The 24172-nt window shown below is 73.8% G+C and carries 16 protein-coding genes and 3 pseudogenes; 18 read left to right on the top strand and 1 reads right to left on the bottom strand.

Annotated features, from left to right (window positions below; translation table 11 throughout):
- Positions 1 to 310: 310 nt before the first annotated feature.
- The 9 genes and pseudogenes from FF36_RS38285 to ligA form a co-directional block, all read left to right on the top strand.
- Positions 311 to 648, top strand: a pseudogene (locus FF36_RS38285) (cobalamin-dependent protein); the annotation flags it as partial.
- 6 nt (positions 649 to 654) lie between these two features.
- Positions 655 to 1438 (top strand): annotated as a pseudogene (locus tag FF36_RS38280) (ArgK/MeaB family GTPase); the annotation flags it as partial.
- 1 nt (position 1439) lies between these two features.
- Positions 1440 to 3613 (top strand): methylmalonyl-CoA mutase family protein (locus tag FF36_RS17950; RefSeq protein ID WP_242422590.1); only part of this gene is annotated, 2174 nt, incomplete at its 5' end.
- A 184-nt stretch (positions 3614 to 3797) separates the two neighbouring features.
- On the top strand, positions 3798 to 4304 hold the full coding sequence (locus FF36_RS17945) for a MarR family winged helix-turn-helix transcriptional regulator (RefSeq protein WP_044886242.1): 507 nt from the start codon (positions 3798 to 3800) through the stop codon (positions 4302 to 4304).
- Between the two features lie 22 nt (positions 4305 to 4326).
- Positions 4327 to 5874 carry a mycofactocin biosynthesis glycosyltransferase MftF gene (gene mftF, locus FF36_RS17940; RefSeq protein ID WP_052681203.1) on the top strand — a complete coding sequence of 516 codons (1548 nt, stop codon included), beginning with the start codon at positions 4327 to 4329 and terminating at the stop codon, positions 5872 to 5874.
- On the top strand, positions 5871 to 7061 hold the full coding sequence (locus FF36_RS17935; RefSeq protein ID WP_044886240.1) for a cysteine desulfurase family protein: 1191 nt from the start codon (positions 5871 to 5873) through the stop codon (positions 7059 to 7061). Before mftF ends, FF36_RS17935 begins: the two co-directional genes overlap by 4 nt.
- A 69-nt stretch (positions 7062 to 7130) precedes the next feature.
- The gene (mnmA, locus tag FF36_RS17930) at positions 7131 to 8189 is read left to right on the top strand and encodes a tRNA 2-thiouridine(34) synthase MnmA (protein ID WP_044886239.1); all 1059 of its coding nucleotides are present in this window, start codon (positions 7131 to 7133) and stop codon (positions 8187 to 8189) included.
- Between the two features lie 62 nt (positions 8190 to 8251).
- Positions 8252 to 9289 carry a methionine synthase gene (locus FF36_RS17925; RefSeq protein WP_044886238.1) on the top strand — a complete coding sequence of 346 codons (1038 nt, stop codon included), beginning with the start codon at positions 8252 to 8254 and terminating at the stop codon, positions 9287 to 9289.
- The gene (gene ligA / locus FF36_RS17920; RefSeq protein ID WP_063870510.1) at positions 9286 to 11475 is read left to right on the top strand and encodes an NAD-dependent DNA ligase LigA; all 2190 of its coding nucleotides are present in this window, start codon (positions 9286 to 9288) and stop codon (positions 11473 to 11475) included. Before FF36_RS17925 ends, ligA begins: the two co-directional genes overlap by 4 nt.
- Positions 11476 to 11528: 53 nt before the next feature.
- Here ligA and FF36_RS17915 read toward each other — a convergent pair whose 3' ends face one another.
- On the bottom strand, positions 11529 to 12239 hold the full coding sequence (locus tag FF36_RS17915) for an ACT domain-containing protein (protein WP_044886237.1): 711 nt from the start codon (positions 12237 to 12239) through the stop codon (positions 11529 to 11531).
- A gap of 338 nt (positions 12240 to 12577) precedes the next feature.
- Here FF36_RS17915 and gatC point away from each other — a divergent pair, with 338 nt between their 5' ends.
- From gatC to serA, 9 genes and pseudogenes are all read left to right on the top strand, one after another.
- Positions 12578 to 12874 carry an Asp-tRNA(Asn)/Glu-tRNA(Gln) amidotransferase subunit GatC gene (gene gatC / locus FF36_RS17910; RefSeq protein ID WP_044886236.1) on the top strand — a complete coding sequence of 99 codons (297 nt, stop codon included), beginning with the start codon at positions 12578 to 12580 and terminating at the stop codon, positions 12872 to 12874.
- Between the two features lie 13 nt (positions 12875 to 12887).
- Positions 12888 to 14420 (top strand): Asp-tRNA(Asn)/Glu-tRNA(Gln) amidotransferase subunit GatA, encoded by a 1533-nt coding sequence (gene gatA, locus FF36_RS17905; RefSeq protein WP_044886235.1) that lies wholly within the window; start codon positions 12888 to 12890, stop codon positions 14418 to 14420.
- A 91-nt stretch (positions 14421 to 14511) separates the two neighbouring features.
- Positions 14512 to 14778 (top strand): hypothetical protein, encoded by a 267-nt coding sequence (locus tag FF36_RS17900; protein WP_044886234.1) that lies wholly within the window; start codon positions 14512 to 14514, stop codon positions 14776 to 14778.
- Between the two features lie 43 nt (positions 14779 to 14821).
- On the top strand, positions 14822 to 16339 hold the full coding sequence (gene gatB, locus FF36_RS17895; protein WP_044886233.1) for an Asp-tRNA(Asn)/Glu-tRNA(Gln) amidotransferase subunit GatB: 1518 nt from the start codon (positions 14822 to 14824) through the stop codon (positions 16337 to 16339).
- Positions 16340 to 16828: 489 nt separating this feature from the next.
- Entirely contained in the window at positions 16829 to 18661 is a 1833-nt protein-coding gene (locus FF36_RS17890) for a penicillin-binding transpeptidase domain-containing protein (protein WP_044886232.1), read from the top strand.
- 289 nt (positions 18662 to 18950) lie between these two features.
- A complete protein-coding gene (locus FF36_RS17885; RefSeq protein WP_339325613.1) occupies positions 18951 to 20870 on the top strand; it encodes an acetolactate synthase large subunit in 1920 nt (639 codons plus the stop codon).
- Between the two features lie 40 nt (positions 20871 to 20910).
- On the top strand, positions 20911 to 21435 hold the full coding sequence (gene ilvN, locus FF36_RS17880) for an acetolactate synthase small subunit (RefSeq protein ID WP_044886230.1): 525 nt from the start codon (positions 20911 to 20913) through the stop codon (positions 21433 to 21435).
- A gap of 124 nt (positions 21436 to 21559) precedes the next feature.
- Positions 21560 to 22552 carry a ketol-acid reductoisomerase gene (ilvC, locus tag FF36_RS17875; RefSeq protein WP_044886229.1) on the top strand — a complete coding sequence of 331 codons (993 nt, stop codon included), beginning with the start codon at positions 21560 to 21562 and terminating at the stop codon, positions 22550 to 22552.
- Between the two features lie 330 nt (positions 22553 to 22882).
- Positions 22883 to 24171 (top strand): annotated as a pseudogene (gene serA, locus FF36_RS17870) (phosphoglycerate dehydrogenase); the annotation flags it as partial.
- Between the last annotated feature and the right edge of the window lies 1 nt (position 24172).

The raw sequence follows: 24172 nt of genomic DNA, 5'->3' as shown, positions 1-24172 counted from the left end.
CGATGGTACTGCATGGGGGACTGTGTGGGAGAGTAGGACGCCGCCGGACTTACACAAAGTGTGGGGTTGCCTTTTTAAGGCAACCCCACACTTGTATTTGGGGACCTTGTAGCCGCTGCCTGCCTCCCCCGCCCGACTGCCGCGGTTCACTCGCCCGGGCGGGAGCCCCGTACATCCCCCGCGCGGCCCGCCCGTCCTCCGTCGACCCTGGCCGCAGTGGCACCCGTCGGATGGACGTCCTACTATCGGAAGTCAGAAGGCTGTCGGGCTGGGTGCGCCGGCCCGTCCGTTCTCCCCGGGGAGCCGCTCGATGTCATCCGACGCCCAGCAGGACGACGCCCAGCAGGACACGGCAGACCTCCACGTCCCCGTCCATCCGGTCCGCATCGTCACGGCGGCCGCGTTGTTCGACGGGCATGACGCGGCGATCAACATCATGCGGCGGCTGCTGCAGGCCCAGGGGGCGGAGGTCATCCACCTCGGCCACGACCGTGGCGTCGAGGAGGTGGTGACCGCGGCGATCCAGGAGGACGCCCAGGGCATCGCCCTGTCCTCCTACCAGGGCGGGCATGTCGAGTACTTCAGCTACCTCGTGGAGCGGTTGCGGGAACGCGGCGCGGGTGACATCCGTGTCTTCGGCGGGGGCGGNGGGGNGATCGTGCCGGCGGAGATCGAGCTGTTGCAGTCCCGCGGCGTCGCCCGGATCTTCTCCCCGCAGGACGGTCAGGCGATGGGCCTGGCCCGGATGATCAACACGATCATCGCCGGTTGCGACGTCGACCTCGCCGCGGACGGTCCGAAGCTCGAGGAGATCATCGCCGGCGAGCAGGGTGCGCTCGCTCGGGCGATCACGGTTCTCGAGGCCGATCGGGACGGCGAGCTTGCGGCGGCGCTGCGGGAGGAGGCCGGTCGGCGGCCGGCCGTGCCGGTGCTGGGCATCACGGGCACCGGTGGCTCCGGGAAGTCCTCGCTGACCGATGAACTGCTGCGCCGCTTCCGCCTCGACCAGGGCGACGCGCTGCGCATCGCGGTGCTGGCCGTCGACCCGAGCCGCCGGCGCGGCGGTGGGGCGCTGCTCGGTGACCGGATCCGGATGAACGCCCTGGGCGATTCCGGCGCCGGCGGGGTCTTCTTCCGGTCCCTGGCCACCCGGGCGGCGGGCAGCGAGGTCCCACCCTCGGTGCCGGGGGCGATCGCGGCCTGCAAGGCGGCCGGCTACGACCTGGTCATCGTCGAGACCCCCGGCATCGGGCAGGGCGACGCGGCGATCGTGCCCTACTGCGACGTCTCCCTGTACGTGATGACGCCGGAGTACGGCGCGGCCTCGCAGCTGGAGAAGATCGACATGCTCGACTTCGCCGACGTGGTCGCGGTGAACAAGTTCGAACGTCGCGGCGCCGAGGACGCCCGCCGCGACGTCGCCCGCCAGCTCGTGCGCNACCGGGAGGCGTTCGATCGGTCCTGGGAGGACATGCCGGTCTTCGGCACCTCCGCCGCACGCTTCCAGGACGACGGGGTTACCGCCCTCTACCAGCACCTTCTCGGCCTGCTCTGCGAGGTCGGCCTGGCGGCAAGGCCCGGCGTGCTGCCCGCCGTCGAGGTGCGGGCAGCCACCGGGCTGACGACCATCGTCCCGGCGGCCAGAGTGCGTTATCTGGCCGAGATCGCCGAGACGGTGCGCGACTACCACGCCGAGACTGAACGGCAGGCCCAGCTTGCCCGCCGCCGCGAGCACCTGACCACCGCACTCGACGCGGTGGGCGCCGCCTCGGCGGAGGCCGGCGCCCTGGCCGCCCTGCGCGACGAGGCGGACGCGGCCCTCGCGCCATGGGCGAGGGAGCTGCTCGAGCGGTGGCCGGCGATCGTGGCCGAGCGGCAGGGCGATCAGCTCTCCTACACGGTGCGCGGCACGGAGATCCGCACACCGCTGCGTCGTACGACCCTCGCCGGCACCCAGGTCTCCCGCGTCGCGGTGCCGGCCATCGACGACGACGCCCGACTGGTGCGGTTCCTGCGCCGGGAGAACCTGCCGGGGTACTTCCCGTTCACCGCGGGGGTGTTCCCGTTCAAGCGCGCGGGGGAGGCGCCGGCGCGGATGTTCGCCGGGGAGGGGGACGCGTTCCGGACGAACCGGCGCTTCCACTTCCTGTCCGCCGGGTCGCCGGCGACGCGGCTGTCCACGGCCTTCGACTCGGTCACCCTCTACGGTCGCGACCCGGCCCCCCGACCCGACGTCTACGGCAAGGTCGGCACCTCGGGTGTGTCGATCGCGACCCTCGACGACATGGCGGCCCTGTTCGACGGGTTCGATCTCGGCGCCCCGGCGACCAGCGTCTCCATGACGATCAACGGCCCGGCGCCGGCCATCCTCGCGATGTTCCTGACCACGGCGATCGACCAGCGGCTGGCCGCCTTCATCGACGAGCAGGGCCGCGAGCCGAGCGACGACGAAGCCGCCGAGATCACCGCCGGGGCGCTGGCCACCGTGCGGGGCACGGTTCAGGCGGACATCCTCAAGGAGGACCAGGGGCAGAACACCTGCATCTTCTCCACCGAGTTCGCGCTGCGGGCGATGGCCGACGTGCAGGAATGGTTCATCGAGCACAATGTCCGCAACTTCTACTCCGTCTCGATCTCCGGCTACCACATCGCCGAGGCCGGCGCGAACCCCATCACCCAGCTCGCCTTCACGCTGGCCAACGGATTCACCTACGTCGAGGCGTATCTCGCCCGAGGAATGCGGATCGACGACTTCGCGCCGAACCTGTCGTTCTTCTTCTCCAACGGGATGGACGCGGAGTACACGGTCATCGGGCGGGTGGCGCGGCGGATCTGGGCGGTCGCGATGCGCGAGCGGTACGGCGCCACGCCCCGTTCACAGATGCTCAAATACCACGTGCAGACCTCCGGCCGGTCACTGCATGCCCAGGAGATGGCGTTCAACGACATCCGCACCACCCTCCAGGCGCTGTGCGCGGTCTACGACAACTGCAACAGCCTGCACACCAATGCCTACGACGAGGCTGTGACCACGCCCACCGAGAGCTCGGTGCGCCGCGCGCTCGCCATTCAGATGATCATTGATGGGGAATGGGGGCTCGCCGCCAACGAGAACCCCATGCAGGGATCGTTCATCGTCGATGAACTGACCGACCTGGTCGAGGAGGCCGTGCTCGCCGAGTTCGAGCGGATTAGCGATCGTGGTGGTGTGCTGGGCGCGATGGAGACCGGTTATCAGCGGGGCCGGATCCAGGACGAGTCGATGCTGTACGAGCGCCGCAAGCACGACGGCACGCTGCCGATCATAGGGGTCAACACCTTCCTCGCCCCCGACCGCGCCGCCGGCGCCCCGGATCGCGCCGCCGACGCCGCCGGCCCCCTGGAGCTGGCCCGAGCCACCGAGAACGAGAAGCGTTCCCAGCTCACCCGCCTGACCGAGTTCCAGCGCCGGCACGCCGCCGACGCCGAGGCCGCCCTGACCGAGCTGCGCGCGGTCGCCGCCGGCACCGGAAACACCTTCGCGGCGTTGATGAAGGCGGTCCGGGTCTGCTCGCTCGGTCAGATCACCCAGGCGTTCTTCGACGTAGGTGGCCAGTATCGGCGCAATGTCTGACATTCCCCGACGGGGTGACGCCGCACGGTGCGCTGAGCGTGGCGACCCGTAATCTCCGCGTACGCATGAGTCTTTGCCTGCACGTGGCGTCCTGGGGTGCAATGGACGCCGGCCGTCATCTGGGCGGTCCCCGGCCCGCCGGTCGGGTGGGAGAGATCCCCTGAAGTGCAGGAGCGTCCAAGCCGTGGCCACCCCCAAACCGCTGCCCACCGATCCCATAGCGGAGGCTCACCGGCACTGGACCGCGCACGGCTGGGGCTCGGTGGCTGACGGGATGGCGGCGGTCACGTCGCTGATGCGCGCCCAGCAGATCATGCTGGCCAGGGTCGACGAGGTCCTGCGTCCGCTCGATCTGACCTTCGCCCGGTACGAGCTGCTCATGCTGCTGCTGTTCTCCCGCCGGGGCGCCCTCCCGCTGAACAAGATCGGGAGCCGGCTTCAGGTCCATCCGACCAGCATCACCAGCGCGGTCGACCGGCTGGAGGCCCGCGGCCAGGTCCGCCGCACCCCCCACCCCACCGATCGCCGGGCAATCCTCGCCGAGATCACCCAGGAGGGGCGGGCGACGGCGCTCGCCGCGACGGAGAAGCTCAACGACACCGTCTTCGCCGACCCCGGTCTGGGGGACGGGGGCGTGCGGACGCTCATCGACCTGCTCACCGACCTGCGCCGGGCGGCCGGTGACTTCTGAGCCGGCTCCGATCCCACTGCCGGTGACTTCTGAGCCGGCTCCGATCCCACTGCCGGCTCCGTTCCGGGTGCAGTGCGACCCCGGCCTCACGGTTCTGGCGCCGGCGTCCGCCGCCGCGGCCGCCGGTGGGATCGTGCTGCTCGGCGGGTCGCCGCTGCGGCTGATGGCGCTGTCCGCCCCCGGTGCGCGGGTGTTCGCGGCGCTGCGTGGGGGCGCCACGGTCGGTGCGGCCGGACCCGGCGCGGGGCTGTTGGCACGCCGGCTCGTCGACTCCGGTCTCGTTCATCCGCTGCCGCCGCGCCGCCCGGCGCCGGTGGGCACGGTCCCCGAGGTCCCCGAGGTCACGGCTGTCATTCCGGTCCGAGACGGGGCCGGGCGCATCGGCGCGCTGGTCGGCGCGCTGCGCGGGCAGTGCGCCGAGGTCGTCGTCGTCGACGACGGCTCCCTCGATGAAACCTCGGCCGAGGCCGCCGCGGCCGGCGCCCGGGTGATCCGGCACGATCGGGCCCGCGGCCCCGCCGCGGCGCGCACCAGCGGCGCCCGGTCGGCGCGCACCGAGGTGATCGTCTTCTGCGACTGCGACGTCCGGCCCACCGCCGACTGGCTCGACCGCCTCGTCGCCCACCTCGCGGACCCGGCGGTTGTCGCCGTCGCGCCGCGGGTCGCCTCCCCGGCGCCGCCGGCGTCGCGCGGCAGCCTGCGGGAACGCTACGAGGCGGGCCGTTCCCCGCTCGATCTCGGGCCGTGGCCGGCGGCGGTGCGCCCCGGGGGGCGGGTGTCGTACGTGCCGTCGGCGGCGCTGCTCATCCGGCGGGCGCACGCCGCGTTCGACCCGGCGCTGCGCTTCGGTGAGGACGTCGACCTGGTGTGGCGGCTCGTCGGCGCCGGCCACACCGTCCGTTATGAGCCGGCGGCGGTGGTGCACCACGATCCGCGGCCGTCCTGGCGGGCCTGGGCGCGCCAGCGCCACGGCTACGGCTCGTCGGCGGCGGAGCTTGCCCGGCGGCATCCCGGACCGCTGCGACCGGCCCGCGGGGCGGCGAGCGCGGTGGCGGCGGTGGGCCTGCTGGCGCTGCGCCGGGACCGGGGCGGGACCGCCGCGGTCGGCGCCCTGGCCGCGGGCTCGGTGGCGCTGACCACCGCCCGTCTCGCCCGCCGGCTGGGCCGCACCGACCGCCCGGGCCGCGCCGCGCTGGCCCTGACCGTCCGGGGGCGGCGCCACGCCCTGCTCGCCGCCGCCGAGACGTCGCGGCGCACCTGGCTGCCCCTGCTGGCCTGCGCCGGCACGCCAGGCCGGCTGGTCCTGGCCGCGGCGACGCTGCCGTTGGTGCACGAGTGGTGGGTGGCGCGCCCGGGGGTCGGCCTCGCACCGTATCTGCTCCTGCGCGTCGCCGACGACGCCGCCTACTGCGCCGGCGTCTGGTCCGGCTGCCTGCTGCGGGGTGACCTCGAACCGCTGATCCCGGCGCTGCCGTCCGTCCCGCGCCGCGGGCGGGCGGGCGGCCGCGGCGCGGGTGTGATCGGCGCGGCGACGCCGCCTGGCCGCGCGCGGCTACCCTCTACCGTGTGACCTATCTCGACCACGCGGCGACGACGCCGATGCGACCGGAAGCGCTCACCGCGTACGCCGCGGTGCTCGCCGACACCGGCAATGCCTCGTCGTTGCACGCCAGCGGCCGCCGGGCCCGCCGCATCGTCGAGGAGTCGCGCGAGACGCTGGCCGACGTGCTGGGCGCCCGGCCGTCCGATGTGGTGTTCACCGGCGGCGGCACGGAGGGTGACAACCTCGCGCTCAAGGGCCTGTACTGGGCGCGGCGGCGGGCCGAGCCCGCCCGGCGCCGGGTGCTGGTCAGCGCGGTCGAGCACCGGGCGGTGCTGGACACCGTGCAGTGGCTGGGCGCCGAGCAGGGCGCCGAGGTGGAGCTGCTCGACGTCGACGCCGCCGGCATGGTGCACCCGGACACCCTCGCCGTCGCCCTCGAGCGCGATCCCGCCGCGGTGGCCCTGGTCTCGGTGATGTGGGCGAACAGCGAGGTCGGCACGGTCGAGCCGGTCGCGGAGCTCGCCGCCGTCGCGCATCGGCACGGGGTGCCGTTCCACACCGACGCGGTGCAGGCGTTCGGCCAGATCCCCGTCACGGTCGGCGAGGAGGGGCCCGACGCCATCACCGTCAGCGCCCACAAGATCGGCGGGCCGGTCGGGGTCGGCGCACTGGTGGTGCGCCGCGGCCTCGTGCTGGAGCCGTTGACCCATGGCGGCGGCCAGGAACGCGACATCCGCTCCGGGACGTTGAACACCGCCGGGGTGGCGGCGTTCGCGGCCGCGGCGGCGACCGCCTGCGCCCAGGCGCCGCGTGAGGGTGCCCGGCTGGCCGCGTTGCGCGACGACCTTGTCCGTCGGGTCCAGGAGAAGGTGCCGGGAGCGGTGCTCAACGGCGCCCCGCTGGGTGGTCCGCAGCGGCTGCCCGGCAACGCCCATCTCACGTTCCCCGGCTGCGAGGGGGATTCGCTGCTGATGCTGCTCGATGCGCGCGGCATCGAGTGTTCGACCGGTTCGGCCTGCTCGGCGGGAGTAGCCCGGCCCTCGCACGTGTTGCTGGCCATGGGGGCCGGCGAGGAGCATGCGCGGGGATCGCTGCGCTTCTCGCTGGGCCACTCGTCGCGCGCTGCCGACGTGGACGCGCTCGTCGAGGCGATCGGGCCGGTGGTGGAGCGGGCGAGCCGCGCGGGCGCGCTCGCGGGGATGACCGGCGCCTGATCCGCGCCGCGTGCGCGGCGCCGCCGGAGGGTTCTGGGAACCGGATGGTTCCGGGGAGGGGCAGGTCTGATGCGGGTGCTCGCCGCCATGTCCGGCGGGGTCGACTCCGCCGTCGCCGCCGCGCGGGCAGTCGACGCCGGGCACGACGTCACCGGCGTCCATCTCGCCCTGTCCCGTTCGCCCGAGTCGGACCGGACCGGCGCCCGGGGCTGCTGCACGTTGGAGGACGCCCGCGACGCGCGCCGCGCCGCGGACGTGCTGGGCATCCCGTTCTACGTGTGGGATCTGGCCGAGCGGTTCGAGACCGAGGTCATCGACCAGTTCGTGGAGTCCTACGCGGCGGGACGCACTCCCAACCCGTGCGTGCGCTGCAACGAGCGGATCAAGTTTGCCGCGGTGCTGGACCGGGCGCTCGCCCTCGGCTTCGACGCCGTGGTCACCGGCCACCACGCCCGCCTCGACCTGGACGGCACGCTGCGCCGATCCGTCGACCCCGCCAAGGACCAGTCCTACGTGCTCGGCACGCTGCGGCCCGAGCAGCTCGGCGCGGCGCGTTTCCCGCTGGGCGACTCCACCAAGGCGCAGGTGCGCCGCGAGGCGGCCGCGCGCGGGCTGGCCGTCGCCGACAAGCCGGACAGCCACGACATCTGCTTCATCTCCGGCGGGGACACCGGCGGCTGGCTGCGGGAGCGGATCGGCTCGCGGCCCGGGCCCATCGTCGACTCCAAGTCCGGGCAGACGCTCGGCGAGCATGATGGGACCTTCGCCTTCACCGTCGGTCAGCGCCGCGGGCTTCGCCTGGGGCACCCGGCGCCGGACGGGCGCCCCCGCTACGTCCTCGACATCTCCCCGGTGACCTCGACGGTCATCGTCGGCCCGGCGGAGGAGCTCGACATCCGCCGGCTGGTCGCCGACCGGGCGGCCTGGCCGCACGAGGGCGTGGTGACCTGTCAGGCCCAGGTTCGGGCGCACGGCGGGGTCGTGGCCGCCGAGGCCGAGGCGCGCGGCGACGATCTCGTCGTCACCCTCGCCGCCCCGGTGCGCGGGACGGCGGCGGGTCAGGCCGTCGTGCTCTACGACGGCGACCGGGTGCTCGGAGGGGGGCACATCCGCGTCACCGCCGCGTGAGCGGCCGGCGGGGCTGGGTGGGGCGCCGGGTGCCGTCGGCCACAATGGCGGGATGAGTTCCGATGAGCACTGAGGCCGGCCCCGCGCCGCTGTGGCCGGCCGGCGCGGCCACCGGGGTGGGTTCGCTGCCGGGCACCGACCCGGTCGAGGCTACGAAGTCGGTGTTCGACGAGCTGCCGGACCTGCCGCACCTGCCGGAGCTGCCGGCCCGTGGGCCCGGCGCCGCGATGATCGGCCGGTCGGCGGCGATCCTGCTCGACCTGCCCGTCGACCTGCAGCCGGCCGGCTGGCGGTTGGTGCCCCGGCCGGGCCTGGACCTGCGCCGTTCCCGGGATCTGCTCAGGTGGGACCTGGACGCGTTGACCGAGGTCGCCGCCGGTTACTCCGGGCCGCTCAAGGTCGCCGTGGCCGGGCCGTGGACGCTGGCCGCCGAGCTCGAACTGCCCCGCGGGCACAAGGCGCTGTCCGACGCCGGCGCCACCCGGGACCTCGCCGAGGCGCTCGCCGCCGGTCTGGCCGACCATCTCGGCGACATCGCCCGCCGGGTTCCGGACGCGCGGCTGGTCCTCCAGCTCGACGAGCCGTCGCTGCCGCTGGTGCTGGCCGGCCGGGTGCGCACGCCCAGCGGCTTCTCGGTGGTGCCGGCCGTCGAGGAGGGCCTGGTGGTCCAGCGGCTGCGCGCACTCGCCGACGCCACCCGGGCGCTGGCCGGCGTCGCCGGGGTCGGCGTGCACTGCTGTGCGGCGGACGTGCCGCTGGCCGCGCTGCGCGGCGCCGGGATGGACTTCGTCGGGCTCGACGCCGCCCTGCTGACCCGCGCCCAGGACGACGCCGTCGGCGAGCTCGTGGAGGCCGGGGTGCGGCTCATCGCGGGCCTGGTGGCCACCCGCGGCGGAGCGGCGAATCTGTCGGACGTCCGCCGTACCGTCGAACCCGTCACTGCACTGTGGAGCCGGCTCGGATTCCGGCCCGAACAGCTTGGGGAGGTGGTCGCCGTGGCACCCGCGTGCGGCCTTGCGGGATTCGGTGTCGACGAGGCCAGGGCGGTCATGCGGCACTGCCGCCGGGCGGGCCGCGTCCTGGTCGACGCGCCGGCATGAGCGCGCCACTGGGCTCCGGTGACGTGGCGGCCGTCGCGGCCGCGGCTGCGGCGAAACCGACCGTCGCCGCTTCCGTCGCGGACCGGTCCCGCGCCGCCGAGCTCGCCCGCGAGCTGGACGAGCACGCCTACCGGTACTACGTGCTGGACTCGCCGACCGTCTCCGACGCCGAGTACGACCGGCTGATGCGTGAGCTCACCGCGATCGAGGAGCGCCACCCCGATCTGCGCACCCCGGACTCGCCGACGCAGAAGGTGGCCGGGTCGTACTCGACCCTGTTCACCCCGGTCGAGCATCTCGAGCGGCTGCTGTCGCTGGACAACGTTTTCGACGACGACGAGTTCCACCTGTGGGCCGCGCGCGCGGCGCGGGAGACCGAGGTCGACGGCTGGCTGTGCGAGCTGAAGATCGACGGGCTCGCCGTCGATCTCGTCTACGCCGACGGCCGGCTCGTGCGCGCGGCGACCCGCGGCGACGGGCGCACGGGGGAGGACATCACCCCCAACATCCGCACGCTGGCGAGCGTGCCGACCCGGCTGCGCGGGGCGGGCGTGCCGGAGCTGCTGGAGGTCCGCGGCGAGGTCTTCTTCCCCACCGAGAAGTTCGCCGAGCTCAACGCGTCACTGGTGGCCGGCGGCGGCAAGCCGTTCGCCAACCCGCGCAACGCCGCCGCCGGGTCGCTGCGGCAGAAGGATCCCCGGGTCACCGCCACCCGCCCGCTCGACATCATCGTGCATGGGCTGGGGGCGCAGCGCGGGTTCGACGCCCCCTCCCAGTCCGCGGCCTACGCCCGGTTCGCCGAGTTCGGTCTGCCCGTCTCGACCCACTTCGAAGTACTGGCGTCGGTGGCCGACGTGCTGGCGTTCATCCACCGCTGGGGGCGGGGCCGCCACGACGTCGAGCACGAGATCGACGGGGTGGTCGTCAAGGTCGACGCGTTCGCGTTGCAACGGCGGCTGGGGTCGACGTCGAAGGCGCCGCGGTGGGCGGTGGCCTTCAAGTACCCGCCCGAGGAGGTCACGACGAAGCTGCGCGACATCCGGGTGAACGTCGGCCGCACGGGCCGGGTGACCCCGTTCGGCGAGCTCGAACCGGTGCTCGTCGCCGGCTCCACGGTGGGCCTGGCGACCCTGCACAACGTCGACGAGGTCGGCCGCAAGGGCGTCCTGATCGGCGACACGGTCGTGCTGCGCAAGGCCGGCGACGTGATTCCGGAGATCGTCGGCCCGGTCGTCGACCTGCGCGACGGCACCGAGCGTGCCTTCGTCATGCCCACCCACTGCCCCGAGTGCGGCACCGAGCTGGTGCGCCCCGAGGGCGAGGTGGACATCCGCTGCCCGAACACCGTCTCCTGCCCGGCGCAGCTCCGTGAGTCGATCTTCCACATCGCCTCGCGGGGCGCGCTGGACATCGACGGCCTGGGCTACGAGACGGCGATCGCCCTGCTCGAGGCCGACCGGGTCGGCGACATCGGCGACATCTTCCACCTGACGCCGGAGTCGTTCGAGGGGCTGCGCGGCTTCGGCCAGAAGAAGATCGACCAGATCCTGCGCGGCGTCGAGGCGGCCCGCCACCGGCCGCTGTGGCGGCTGCTGGTCGGCCTGTCCATCCGCCACGTCGGGCCGACCGCGGCGCGTGCGCTCGCGCGGGAGCTGCGCTCGCTCGACGCGATCGCCGCCGCCCCCGCCGAGCAGCTCGCCGCCGTCGAGGGCGTCGGTCCGAAGATCGCCAGTGCGGTGGTGGACTGGTTCGCCGACGCCCGCCACCGTGACATCGTCGCCCGCATCGCCGCCGGTGGCGCGTCGCTCGCCGACGCCGGGGCCGAGGAGGGCCCCCGCCCGCTCGACGGCGTCGCGGTGGTCATCACCGGGACGCTCGAGGGCTGGAGCCGGGACTCGGCGACCGAGGCGGTGCAGGGCCGCGGGGGTAAGGTCACCGGTTCGGTGAGCAAGAAGACGGCCTTCGTCGTCGTCGGCGCCGATCCGGGGGCGGCCAAGTACGACAAGGCGCGCAGCCTCGGCGTGCCGGTGCTGGACGAGGCCGGGTTCGCCGTGCTGCTCGAACGGGGCGCGGACGCCGCGCGCGAGCGGGCCGTGCCCACCGACGCACCGAATGCGCAGGATGCCCCGGATGACGTCGGCGCCCGCCAGACGGCGCAGGCGGCGGACGACGCCCTGCCGGGGTGACCCGGGGCGGGGTCGACCCGGGGCGGGGGATGGCGGGCGCGCGGGCCGTCCCGTCAGGGGCGGTCCGTCCTGCTCAGGCTCGCCGCGATGCCGGCGAGGTGAGCCAGCCGCTCGATCTCGGAGGGTCGGAAGACCGGGCCGCCCGGGCGGCCGATGAGAATGACCAGCCGATCGCAGCCGACGGGCGCCGCGGCGAGCTCCATGCTGACCGCCTCCCAGCGAGGCGGGAAGGTGCCCTCGTCCGGCCCGATCCGCCGCGCACGGTCCAGCGGCAGCCAGGGCAGCGGTAACCGGACCCGTTCGGGCACCCCGAGGTCGTCCCCGCCGAGGGTGGGCGCGCCGACCGAGGTCTCCCGCACCCGCACGTCGCCCGCACCGACGTGTTCGAGCAGCACCGCCCAGTCGGCGTTGAACACGCCCGGGGCCAGCTCCGTCAGGGTCGCCGCGGCGTCGATCGGCCGCTCGGTCAGCGCGTCGACGAGGTCGAGGTCGCTGGCCACGCCGCCGCCGTCCGCAAGGAACGGGCGCAGCGACTCGACGACCACCCCCGGCACCGAGTGGGCCGCGCTCATCGCCCGATCCGCGAGTCCGCCCGGCGGCAGCATGACGAGCAGGTCGTCCACCGCGCCGGCGGCGGTGCGCTCCACGACGGTGACGCTGACGATGTCGATGCCGGCGGCGCCCAGGGCGGTGGCGACGGCGCCGAGGGTGCCCGGGCGGTCCGGCAACACGACACGCAGCAGGTACGACATGTAGTTGAGCATGCACAAAGAGTGTGTCGTCGGCATGGCCGACCGGTCACGCCGAGATGACGCGCCGCGCCGATGCCTGCCTGGTCAGGGGCCCGGCGGGCGGTGCCGGCCGAGCGGCCGCCGCCACCGCGGGGTCGGCTCGGCCGGCAGGTCGGCGGGCGGGGTCCGTCCCGGTCGTGCCGCGGCCCGTACCATGACATGACGTCGACGCGGCGAAGCGTCCGGTCCGGTTCTCCCCCCGCGGCCAGCCTCCGGGCGGCCCGGAGTCCCCGGCTTTCCCGGCTGCCGCCCGCGGCACGCACGACCAGTCACGGGCCTCGCGCCCACCGCCCACGAAGGGGCCACACGCCATGGGGATCACGCGGGACGAGGTAGCCCACCTCGCCCGGCTGTCGCGGATGTCGGTGACCGACGACGAGCTGGACGCGCTGGCACCGCAGCTCGAGGCGATCCTGTCGGCGGTCGCCCGGGTCTCCGAGGTCGCCGCGGCGGACATCCCGCCGACCAGTCACGCCGTGCCGCTGACGAACGTCTTCCGCCCGGACGTCGCCCGCCCGTCGCTGACCGCCGCCGAGGCCCTGGCCGGCGCCCCCGCCACCGAGGACGGCCGCTTCCGGGTGCCCCGCATCCTTGATCCGGACGAGTGAGGTCGCCGCCCGCATGACGGACCACCCAACACCTTCCCCCACGACCACTCCGGCCGCCGCGGCCGACGTCGTGCACCTGACCGCCGCGGCCACGGCGGCGGCGATCGCCGCCGGCGAGCTGAGCGCCGTCGAGGCGACCCAGGCCGCGCTCGACCGCATCGCCAAGGTCGACGACACCATCCACGCCTTCCTCCACGTCGACCCCGAGGGCGCGCTCGCCGCGGCCCGCTCCGTCGACGAGCGCCGGGCCGCCGGGGAGCGGCTCGGCCCGCTCGCCGGGGTGCCGCTGGCGCTCAAGGATGTCCTGACCGCCCGCGGGATGCCGACCACCTGCGGCAGCCGGATCCTCGAGGGCTGGCACGCGCCCTACGACGCGACCGTGGTCAGCCGGCTGCGCGCGGCGGACGTCGTCCTGCTCGGCAAGGTCAACATGGACGAGTTCGCGATGGGTTCCTCCACGGAGAACTCGGCCTACGGGCCGACGCGCAACCCGTGGGACACCACCCGCATCCCCGGCGGCAGCAGTGGCGGCAGCGCGGCGGCGGTCGCCGCCTTCGAGGCGCCGCTGGCGATCGGCACCGACACCGGCGGCTCCATCCGCCAGCCGGCCGCGGTCTGCGGGCTGGTCGGGGTGAAGCCCACCTACGGCGGCGTGAGCCGCTACGGCCTGGTCGCCTTCTCCAGCTCGCTGGACCAGGCCGGTCCGCTGGCCCGCACCGTCACCGACGCGGCGCTGCTGCACGCCGCGATCGCCGGCCACGACCCGCTCGACTCCACCAGCGTGGACGTGCCGGTGCCCGCGGTGGTCGAGGCGGCGGGCCGGCGCGACATCCGCGGCCTGCGGGTCGGCGTCGTGCGGGAGCTCGCCGGCGAGGGCTACGACCCGGGGGTGCAGGCCGCCTTCGCCGCCGCCGTCGAGACGCTCACCGACCTCGGCGCCGAGGTCGTCGAGGTGAGCTGCCCGCACTTCACCTACGCGCTGGCGGCCTACTACCTGATCGCGCCGAGCGAGTGTTCGTCCAACCTGGCCCGCTTCGACGCGATGCGGTTCGGGCTGCGAGTCGGCGACGACGGCCAGGCCGGCGCCGAGGAGGTCATGAGCCGCACCCGCGAAGCCGGCTTCGGCCCGGAGGTGAAACGGCGGATCATCCTCGGCACCTACGCACTGTCCTCGGGCTACTACGACGCCTACTACGGCCAGGCGCAGAAGGTCCGCACGTTGATCAGCCGGGACTTCGCCGCCGCGTTCGAGCAGGTCGACGTGCTGGTCTCGCCCACCACCCCGACCCCGGCGTTCCCGCTCGGGGCGAAGGTCGACGATCCGGTCGCCATGTACCTGTCGGACCTGTGCACCATCCCGTCGAACCTGGCCGGCGGCCCGGCGATGAGCCTGCCGGCGGGCCTGGCGGACGGGCTGCCCGTGGGCATCCAGATCATGGCGCCGCCGTTCGCCGACGACCGGCTCTACCTGGTCGGTGGGGCGCTGGAGGAGGCGCTGGACGCCCGGCGCGGCCATGCGCTGCTCGACGAGGCCCCGGCACTGTGACCGGCCAGGAGGTGCGGACCGGCCAGGAGGTGCGGACCGGCCAGCAGGTGCGGACCGGGCCGGGGACGGGGCAGCACGGCGGGGGTCTGCGATGGTGAGTCTGCGCAGCGGGCGGCAGGACCGTCTGCTGGTCGTCGTGGTCTGGCTGCTGACCGTCGTGGTGCTGGGCCTCGGCATCGCGACGGTGAACCCGATCCTGCTCGTCTGGGGCGTGCTGGGCCTGCCGGCCGCGGTGTTCCTCAGCTACGTGCACCTGCGCGACACCCGCCCGCCAGCCGGACCCGGTGGATCCGGTGGACCCGGTGGCGCCGAGACCACCTCCGCCGAGCCCGGCTCCGCCGACGATTCGTCGTCATGACCGGCCGACCCGCGCATCCAGCGACCCACGAGGAGTACCCCCGGTGAGCACTGCGGCTCCCGCCAGCGCGCTGCCCTCCTACGCCGACGCGCTCGCCCGTTACGAGCCGGTGATCGGGTTGGAGACGCACGTCGAGCTCGGCACCGTCTCCAAGATGTTCTGCGGCTGCCCCACGGCGTTCGGCGCCGAGCCCAACACCCAGGTCTGCCCGGTCTGCCTCGGCCTGCCCGGCGCCCTGCCGGTGGTCAACGAGGCGGCGGTGCGTTTCGCCGTCATGATCGGCCTCGCGCTGCACTGCGACATCGCGTCCTGGTGCCGGTTCGCCCGCAAGAACTACTTCTACCCGGACATGCCGAAGAACTTCCAGATCAGCCAGTACGACGAGCCGCTGTGCACGGACGGCTGGCTCGACGTCGAGATCGACGGCGAGGTGCACCGGGTTGGGATCACCCGCGTGCACATGGAGGAGGACACCGGCAAGTCACTGCACGTCGGCGGCGCCACCGGGCGCATCCACGGGGCGACCCACTCGCTGGTCGACTACAACCGGGCCGGGATCCCGCTCGTCGAGATCGTCACCGAGCCCGACGTCCGCTCGCCGGAGGTGGCCCGCGCCTACGTCGACGAGCTGCGCGAGCTGATCCGCGCTCTCGACGTGTCCGACGTGCGGATGGAGCAGGGCTCGCTGCGCTGCGACGCGAACGTCTCGCTGCGCCGCCGCCCCGCCCCCGGTGAGCCCGACGCCCCGTTCGGCACCCGCACCGAGACGAAGAACCTCAACTCGTTGCGGTCGGTGGAGCGGGCCGTGCGCTACGAGATCACCCGCCAGGCCGGCCTGCTCGACGACGGCGAGCGGATCCTCCAGGAGACCCGCCACTTCGACGAGGCCTCCGGGCGGACGTCGCCGGGCCGGTCCAAGGAGGAGGCGACCGACTACCGGTACTTCCCGGAGCCGGACCTGACCCCGCTGGCGCTGCCCGCGCAGTACATCGACGAGCTGCGCGTCGGCCTGCCGGAGCTGCCCGCGGCGCGCCGCACCCGGCTCATCGCCGAGCACGGCTACACCGCGCGGGACCTGACCGACATGCGCAACGCCGGGGTGCTGGACCTGGTGGAGCAGACCGTGGCCGCCGGGGCGACCCCGGCGGCGGCGCGCAAGTGGTGGCTCAACGAGCTGGCGCGTCGCGCCGCCGATGCCGGTAGCCAGCCGAGCGACCTCGCGATCAGCGCGGCCGACGTCGCGCGGATCACCGTGCTCGTCGCCGGCGGCGAACTCACCGACGCGCTCGCCCGCAAGGTCATCGACGGCGTGCTGGCGGGGGAGGGCACCCCGGACGAGGTCGTCGCCGGGCGCGGCCTCGCCGTCGTCGCGGACGACGGGGCGCTCACGGCGGCGGTCGACGCCGCCATCGCCGCAGCACCGGACATCGCGGAGAAGGTCCGCGGCGGCAAGGTCAACGCCGTCGGCCCGCTGGTCGGCGCGGTGATGAAGGCGATGAGGGGCCAGGCGGACGCGGCGAGCGTGCGCGGCCTGCTGCTGGAGCGCCTCGGCGCGTCCTGATCGGCGGGGCGTTTCCGGCAGAGCTGGCGGGCACGCATCCCGGGCGGATGGAGCGGCACCGGCGCCCGCCGCGCCTGCACCGGCGCGCCGCCACGCCAGGTCCTGCCCCTCGTCGGCTGACCGCGGTCCGTCCGCCGGGCCGCCTGCGCGCCGATACCCCGGGCTCCGGGGACGCGGTCCAGGGCCGCCCCGGACCGGATCGGGCGCCGGATATGATCGCCATCGCGGTGTTTGCGGAAAACCTGGCCGCTAATCCTCATGCGGGGGATACGGCCTGGTTGGGCGTAGTCATCCGGGTTCGGGGTATCAGCCGGGGTGCCGAAGGTTGCCCCGGCGTGACCTGGGCCCGGGAAGACCACGTTTTCCTTCCGTGTCGGACCCGCGTGTCGAGTTGCCGACGCCGACCGGCGCGTCGGGTGCGCAGTGCCGGGGGCCTTCGTAGGGTGGGTCTCCGATCGGGCAGTCGTCTGCGAGGGGAGGCGTCTCGTCATGCCCCTCACTCCGTCCGGATTCACCGCGTCGACCTCGCGCCGTCGTGGCCGCGGCCGGCGGCGGGCGATCATCGCCGCCGTGGTGGTCGTCGTCCTGGCCGCCGGCAGCGGGGTCGGCTACGTGCTGAAGAACCGGTCCGACGCGCGGGCGGCCGACCACCGGGCCCAGGCCGCGGCGGCGGCCTACCTCGCCGCCTGGCGAACCCTGACCACCACTGGCGGGACGGCGACCAGCACCCCGGCCGGCGCGGCGCCCCCGGCCAGCGCCGCCCCGGCCAGCGCCGCCCCGGGTGGCGGGAGCGGTGCGGCGGCGACACCGGCCGCGGCCGGGGCGGGGGCCACCGGGTCGGCCGCGGCCAGCGGCCGTGACGGAGCCGGTCGGGCCGCGGTGAGCGCGGTGACCGTGCCCGGCAGCATCGACGTCGCGGCCCTGCTGACCACGATGGCCGACGTGCGGGACCGGCTGCTGGTCACCGGGGCCACCTTCACCCCGGGATCGATCGACCGCAACGGCAAGGCGGCGAGGGCGCCCTACGCGGCCCGGCTCGACCTGTCCGGCCTGCCGGCGCCGCTGGAGTACGCGGGCGTGCTGAACCTCGTCGACACCGGCCGGGGGTGGAAGGTCCGGGCGGAGCCGGCGTCCGTGCATCCCGCCCTGCGCCCCGGGCTGCACCTGGACCGGACCGCCTCGACCGGCCACCGCGGCGACCTGCTCGCCGCCGGCGGCCAGCCGCTGCGCGACTCCGGGGACCTCGCCGGCAACCTCGTCGGCCGGACCGACCCGCTGTCCGGGCTGCAACGCGTCTACGACGACCGGCTGCGCGCCCAGGGCGGTGCCGTCGTCGTGCGCGACGCGCGGGGCGCCACCGTCCAGACGCTGCACACCTACCCGATGACCGACGGCGAGTCGGTCCGGACGACCCTCGACCTGCGGGTCCAGCAGGCCGCCGAGACGGCGCTCGCGACCGCCGCCCGACCCACCGCGGCGATGGTCGCCATCGACACCCGCACCGGCGGCGTGCTGGCGCTGGCGAACCACCCGCCGAGCGGGGCGAGCCGCGCCGTGCGCGGCAAGTACCCGCCGGGCTCCACCTTCAAGATCGTGACGGCCACCGCCGCACTGATGAACGGCAAGGCGGCGAACACCCCGCTGGACTGCACCCAGACGGTCAGCGTGGGCGGGCGGACCTTCCAGAACGCCGAGTCCGAGCAGTTCGGGCCCATCCCGCTGCGGACCGCCTTCGCCAAGAGCTGCAACACCGCCTTCATTCGGCTGGAGGAGTCGCTGCCGTCCGACGCCCTGGAGAAGGCCGCCCAGCTCTACGGCTTCGACGGCCAGGCGCCGCTGGACATCGCCAGCGTCGGGGGGAGCTTCCCGACCCCGCGCGACTCGGTCGAGTCCGCCTCGGCGTCGATCGGACAGGCCCGCATCGAGGTCTCGCCCCTGCAGATGGCGAGCGTGGCGGCGGCCGTCGCCAGCGGCACCTGGCGCCAGCCGTTCGTCGCCGGCCAGCCGGCGCGCAGCAACGCCATCCCGCCCGCGGTGCTCCCGCCGTTGCGGGACTTCATGCGGGCTGTCGTCACCGAGGGCACCGCCGCGAGCGTGCCGATGCCCGGCGAGGTCTACGGCAAGACCGGCACGGCCGAATACGCCGACGGCGACCCGCCGCCCACCCACGCCTGGTTCGTCGGTTACCGGGGTGACGTGGCCTTCGCCGTCGTCGTCGAGGACGGCGGCTTCGGCGCCGAGACGGCGGCCCCGGTCGCGGCCCGCTTCCTGACCGCCCTCGACGGGGGCGCGGTGGCCGCGCCCGGCTCCGGCGGTCGCTGATCCCGCTCCGCCCGCCGGGCGGCCTGGCCGACTCTGCCCGCCCGCCGGGCGGCCTCGCAGACCCCCTGCCGGCATCCCCCGTGACCCGCCGGCAGGGTCGCCGGGTCGGCCACCTGCGGTCGCTGCTTGACGTACGGCCCGATCTCCGGCACGGTATGTCTGTGCACAGTCAGATTCTCGTACGTTCAGAGCGCGCGTAGTCGACGACCTCGACCCCGTGCGCCGCCCCTCAGTGCCCTAGGCACGAGGGGCTTTTTCGTGCCCAGCCCCGCGTTCGTGATCCACCCCCGTGTTCGTGATCCACCCCCGTGTTCGTGATCCAGCCCCGTCACGTGACCGAGCCCCAGCGCGCGCCCCCGCGTTCCGCCCGCCGAGACCACCCGCTGTCGCAGATTCCCGGCCTGTCAAGGAAGACGCCCAGATGACACGAGAGATCACCGGAGCCCAGTCGCTCGTCCACTCCCTCGAGGCGGTCGGAGCGGATGTGGTCTTCGGCATCCCCGGCGGCGCGATCCTGCCCGCCTACGACCCGTTGTACGACTCCACGCGGGTGCGCCACATCCTCGTCCGGCACGAGCAGGGTGCCGGCCACGCGGCCGAGGGGTACGCGCAGGCCACCGGGCGGGTGGGGGTGTGCATGGCGACGTCCGGTCCGGGGGCGACGAACCTGGTCACCCCGATCGCGGACGCCTACATGGACTCGGTGCCGATGGTCGCGATCACCGGGCAGGTGGCCAGCGCCGCGATCGGGACGGACGCCTTCCAGGAGGCGGACATCTGCGGTATCACCCTGCCCATCACCAAGCACAACTTCCTCGTCCAGTCCGTCGACGACATCCCGCGGACGATCGCCGAGGCGTTCCACCTGGCGGGCACGGGGCGTCCCGGCCCCGTCCTGGTCGACCTGCCCAAGGACATCCTGCAGTCGGTCACGTCGGTGCTGCCGCACGAGATCTGGCCGCCCACACTCGACCTGCCCGGCTACCGCCCGATCACCCGCCCGCACAGCAAGCAGGTGCGGGAGGCGGCGAAGCTGATCAGCGCCTCCCGGCGTCCGGTGCTGTACATCGGCGGCGGTGTGCTCAAGGCGCGCGCCGCCGCGGAGCTGCGCACGCTGGCGGAGATGACCGGCATCCCGGTGGTCACCACGCTGATGGCCCGCGGCGCCTTCCCCGACTCGCACCCCCAGCACCTGGGCATGCCCGGCATGCACGGCTCGGTCGCCGCGGTGACCGCGTTGCAGAAGGCGGACCTGCTCATCACCCTCGGCGCCCGCTTCGACGACCGGGTCACCGGCCGGCTGGCCTCGTTCGCGCCGAAGGCCGCGATCATCCACGCCGACATCGATCCCGCCGAGATCGGCAAGAACCGGACCGCCGACGTGCCCATCGTCGGCGACTGCCGAGAGGTGATCAACGAGCTGATCGCCGCGCTGGCCGCCGAGCCCCGTCCGGAACTCGAGGGCTGGTGGCACACCCTGGACGGCTGGCGGCGCACCTACCCGCTGGGCTACGACACCCCGGCCGACGGGTCGCTGGCGCCGCAGCACGTCATCGAGCGGCTCGGCCGCATCTCGGGCCCGGAGACGATCTTTGCGGCCGGGGTCGGCCAGCATCAGATGTGGGCCGCCCAGTTCATCTCGTACGAGAACCCCTACACCTGGCTGAACTCCGGCGGCGCCGGGACGATGGGCTTCGCCGTGCCGGCGGCGATGGGCGCCAAGGTCGGCCGCCCGGATGCGACCGTGTGGGCGATCGACGGCGACGGCTGCTTCCAGATGACCAACCAGGAGCTCGCCACCTGCGCGCTCGAGGGCATCCCGATCAAGGTCGCGATCATCAACAACGGCTCGCTCGGCATGGTCCGGCAGTGGCAGACCCTGTTCTACGACAAGCGCTACTCGAACACCGAGCTCGGCACGCACCCGGCGTCGCCGCGGACCGGTGTCAAGCGGGTGCCCGACTTCGTCCGCCTCGCCGAGGCGCTGGGCTGCGTCGGCCTGCGCTGCGACTCGGCCGCCGAGGTCGACGCGACGATCGAGAAGGCGATGGCGATCGACGACGCCCCCGTGGTCGTGGACTTCGTCGTCCACCCCGACGCCATGGTCTGGCCGATGGTCGCCGCCGGCGCGAGCAACGACGACATCCGGGTCGCCCGCGACCTCGCGCCCGACTTCGACTACTCCGGGGACGCCGAGGTGAACCTGTGACGGCCCCCGACCCGATCCCCGACCTCAGGAGCGCGAGATCATGACCCGGCACACCCTGTCCGTGCTGGTGGAGAACAAGCCGGGGGTGCTCGCCCGGGTCTCCGGGCTGTTCTCCCGGCGCGGGTTCAACATCGAGTCGCTCGCCGTCGGCCCGACCGAGCACCCGGACGTCTCCCGGATGACCATCGTCGTCGCGGTCGAGGACCTGCCGCTGGAGCAAGTGACCAAGCAGCTCAACAAGCTGGTCAACGTTCTGAAGATCGTCGAGATGGATACGTCCGTCTCGGTGCAGCGCGAGCTGATGCTGCTGAAGGTGCGCGCCGACCTGTCCGTCCGGTCGCAGGTGCTGGAGACCGTCACCCTGTTCCGTGCGAAGGTGGTCGACGTCGCCCCGGACGCCGTCACGATCGAGGCGACCGGCACCCGCGACAAGCTGGACGCCCTCATCCGGATGCTGGAGCCGTTCGGGATCCGGGAGCTCGTCCAGTCCGGCATGGTGGCGCTTGGCCGCGGCTCGCGGTCGATCACCGATCGCAGCCTGCGCGCCGTCGACCGGTCGGCCTGACCGGTCGACCCGTTCCACCCGCTTCACCCGGCCCGGCCGGCCGGGGCGTCCCGGCGCGTCCCGCGGCGATCCCGGTCGGGCCGCGCCCGCACCTCCCTTCACTCAACGAGGAGACACCCCCACGATGGTCGAGATCTACTACGACGACGACGCCTCGCTCGACGTCCTGGCCGGCCGCAAGGTCGCCGTCATCGGTTACGGCAGCCAGGGCCACGCGCACGCGCTGAACCTGCGCGACAGCGGCGTCGACGTGCGGGTCGGCCTGCCCGCGGACAGCCGCAGCCGGGCGAAGGCCGCCGAGGAGGGCCTGCGCGTGCTCACCCCGGCGGAGGCGTCCGCCGAGGCCGACATCATCATGCTGCTCACCCCGGACACCACCCACCGCAAGATCTACGCCGACTCCATCGCCCCGCACCTGAGCGAGGGCAAGGCGCTGGCGTTCGGGCACGGGTTCAACATCCGCTACGGGCTCATCGAGCCGCCGGCGGGCGTCGACGTGTTCATGGTGGCGCCGAAGGGCCCCGGTCACCTGGTGCGCCGGGTGTTCGAGGAGGGCAAGGGCGTGCCCGTCCTCGTCGCCGTCGAGAACGACGCCTCCGGCAACGCGCTCGCCGTCGCGCTGGCCTACGCCAAGGGCATCGGCGGCACCCGCGCGGGGGCGCTGCGCACCACCTTCACCGAGGAGACCGAGACCGACCTGTTCGGTGAGCAGGCCGTGCTCTGCGGCGGCACCAGCGCGCTGGTCCAGGCCGGGTTCGAGACGCTGGTCGAGGCGGGTTACACCCCCGAGGTCGCCTACTTCGAGTGCCTGCACGAGCTCAAGCTCATCGTCGACCTGATGTACGAGGGCGGCATCTCGCAGATGCGTTACTCGATCTCCGACACGGCCGAGTACGGCGACGTCACCCGCGGCCCGCGGGTGGTCACCCCGGCCGTCAAGGCCGAGATGCGCAAGATCCTCGACGAGATCCGGGACGGCACGTTCGCGCGCGAGTGGGTCGCCGAGGACGACAACGGCCGGCCGAACTTCACCAAGCTCGTGGAGGAGGGCAAGCAGCACCCGATCGAGCAGGTCGGCGCCAAGCTGCGGCCGCTGATGTCCTGGATCGCCAAGTAGACGCCGGGATCGCCGCGTAACGCCGGGATCGCCGAGCGGCAGGGTCGTCTGCCACCGCCGGACGTCGATGCCGGGCTCCGCCGCCGGATGGTGGCGGCGCCCGGCCGCCGAACGGCGAGGACAGCCGGACCACATCGCCGGGATCGCGCATTTCCGGGGGGACCGGTGCGCAAAGCGTTCGGCGGGCGCAGTCCGCGTCGGTAGGCTGGGCCCGCCGCGCCACCCGGCGCGCAGTCAGCACGCTCACCACCGCCAGGCCGACGGCCACGTGATCACACCTCGTTCCGCGCGTCGCCTCCGGCCTGACCAGAGGTTGCTAGGAGAGGTCCAGTGCCCGTCGTACTCGTTGCCGAGGAGCTGTCGCCGGCCGGGCTGGAGGTGCTGTCCGGGGACTTCGAGCTTCGTCACGTCGACGGCGCCGACCGGTCGGCCCTCCTGCCCGCGATCGCCGACGTCGACGCCGTGATCGTCCGTTCCGCCACCAAGATCGACGCGGAGGCGCTCGCGGCGGCGAGCCGGCTCAAGGTCGTCGCCCGGGCCGGCATCGGCCTGGACAACGTCGACGTCGCCGCCGCCACCCAGCGCGGCGTCATGGTCGTCAACGCGCCGACGTCGAACATCGTCAGCGCGGCCGAGCACGCGATCGCGCTGCTGCTCGCCGTCGCCCGCCGGGTCCCGGCGGCCAACCAGTCGCTGCGTGGCGGGGAGTGGAAGCGGTCGAAGTTCACCGGCGTCGAGCTGGTCGAGAAGACGCTCGGCGTCGTCGGCCTCGGCCGTATCGGGGTCCTCGTGGCGCAGCGGCTCGCCGGCTTCGGCATGAAGGTCATCGCCTATGACCCGTACGTGTCGGTGGCCCGCGCCTCCCAGCTCGGCGTCACCCTCGTCGACCTCGCCGAACTGCTGCGGCGCAGCGACGTGATCACGATCCACCTGCCCAAGACGCCGGAGACGCTCGGCCTGATCGGCGCCGAGGAGCTTGCCGGGACCAAGCCCGGCGTCATCATCGTCAACGCCGCCCGCGGCGGGCTCGTCGACGAGGCGGCGCTTGCCGAGGCGATCAGCTCCGGCCAGGTCGGTGGCGCCGGCATCGACGTCTTCGTCACCGAGCCGACGACCGCGTCGCCGCTGTTCGGTCTCGACAACGTGGTGGTCACCCCGCACCTCGGCGCCTCCACCCAGGAGGCCCAGGACAAGGCCGGGCTCGCCGTCGCCCGCTCGGTGCGCCTGGCGCTGCAGGGCGAGTTCGTGCCGGACGCGGTCAATGTGCAGGCCGGTGGGATCGTCGCCGAGGACGTCCGGCCGGGCCTGCCGCTCGCCGAGAAGCTGGGGCAGCTGTTCTCCGGGCTCGCCGGCGGGCTCGCCGCCGCCATCACCGTCGAGGTCCGAGGGGAGATCGCGGTCCACGACGTCTCGGTGCTCCAGCTCGCCGTACTCAAGGGCGTCTTCACCGACGTCATCGAGGAGCAGGTCACCTACGTCAACGCCCCGCTGCTGGCGAAGGAGCGCGGCGTCGATGTCACCCTGGAGACCTCCGAGGAGGGCTCCAGGGACTACCGCAACCTGGTGACCGTGCGCGGCGTGCTCGCCGACGGCACCCCGGTGTCGGTCAGCGGGACCCTN

This window comes from Frankia torreyi, from assembly GCF_000948395.1.
In the GTDB taxonomy this organism is placed as follows: Bacteria; Actinomycetota; Actinomycetes; order Frankiales; family Frankiaceae; genus Frankia; species Frankia torreyi.
The sequence above is the reverse complement of the archived record's forward strand: the minus strand, read 5'-3'. Positions and strand labels throughout refer to the sequence as shown.

Coding starts and splice junctions, on each gene's coding strand:
- FF36_RS17890 (WP_044886232.1), top strand. CDS start 16,829: ATGCCCCTCACTCCGTCCGGATTCACCGCGTCGACCTCGCGCCGTCGT.
- gatC (WP_044886236.1), top strand. CDS start 12,578: ATGGGGATCACGCGGGACGAGGTAGCCCACCTCGCCCGGCTGTCGCGG.
- gatA (WP_044886235.1), top strand. CDS start 12,888: ATGACGGACCACCCAACACCTTCCCCCACGACCACTCCGGCCGCCGCG.
- ilvC (WP_044886229.1), top strand. CDS start 21,560: ATGGTCGAGATCTACTACGACGACGACGCCTCGCTCGACGTCCTGGCC.
- ligA (WP_063870510.1), top strand. CDS start 9,286: ATGAGCGCGCCACTGGGCTCCGGTGACGTGGCGGCCGTCGCGGCCGCG.
- FF36_RS17915 (WP_044886237.1), bottom strand. CDS start 12,239: ATGCTCAACTACATGTCGTACCTGCTGCGTGTCGTGTTGCCGGACCGC.
- FF36_RS17900 (WP_044886234.1), top strand. CDS start 14,512: ATGGTGAGTCTGCGCAGCGGGCGGCAGGACCGTCTGCTGGTCGTCGTG.
- ilvN (WP_044886230.1), top strand. CDS start 20,911: ATGACCCGGCACACCCTGTCCGTGCTGGTGGAGAACAAGCCGGGGGTG.
- mnmA (WP_044886239.1), top strand. CDS start 7,131: ATGCGGGTGCTCGCCGCCATGTCCGGCGGGGTCGACTCCGCCGTCGCC.
- FF36_RS17925 (WP_044886238.1), top strand. CDS start 8,252: ATGAGCACTGAGGCCGGCCCCGCGCCGCTGTGGCCGGCCGGCGCGGCC.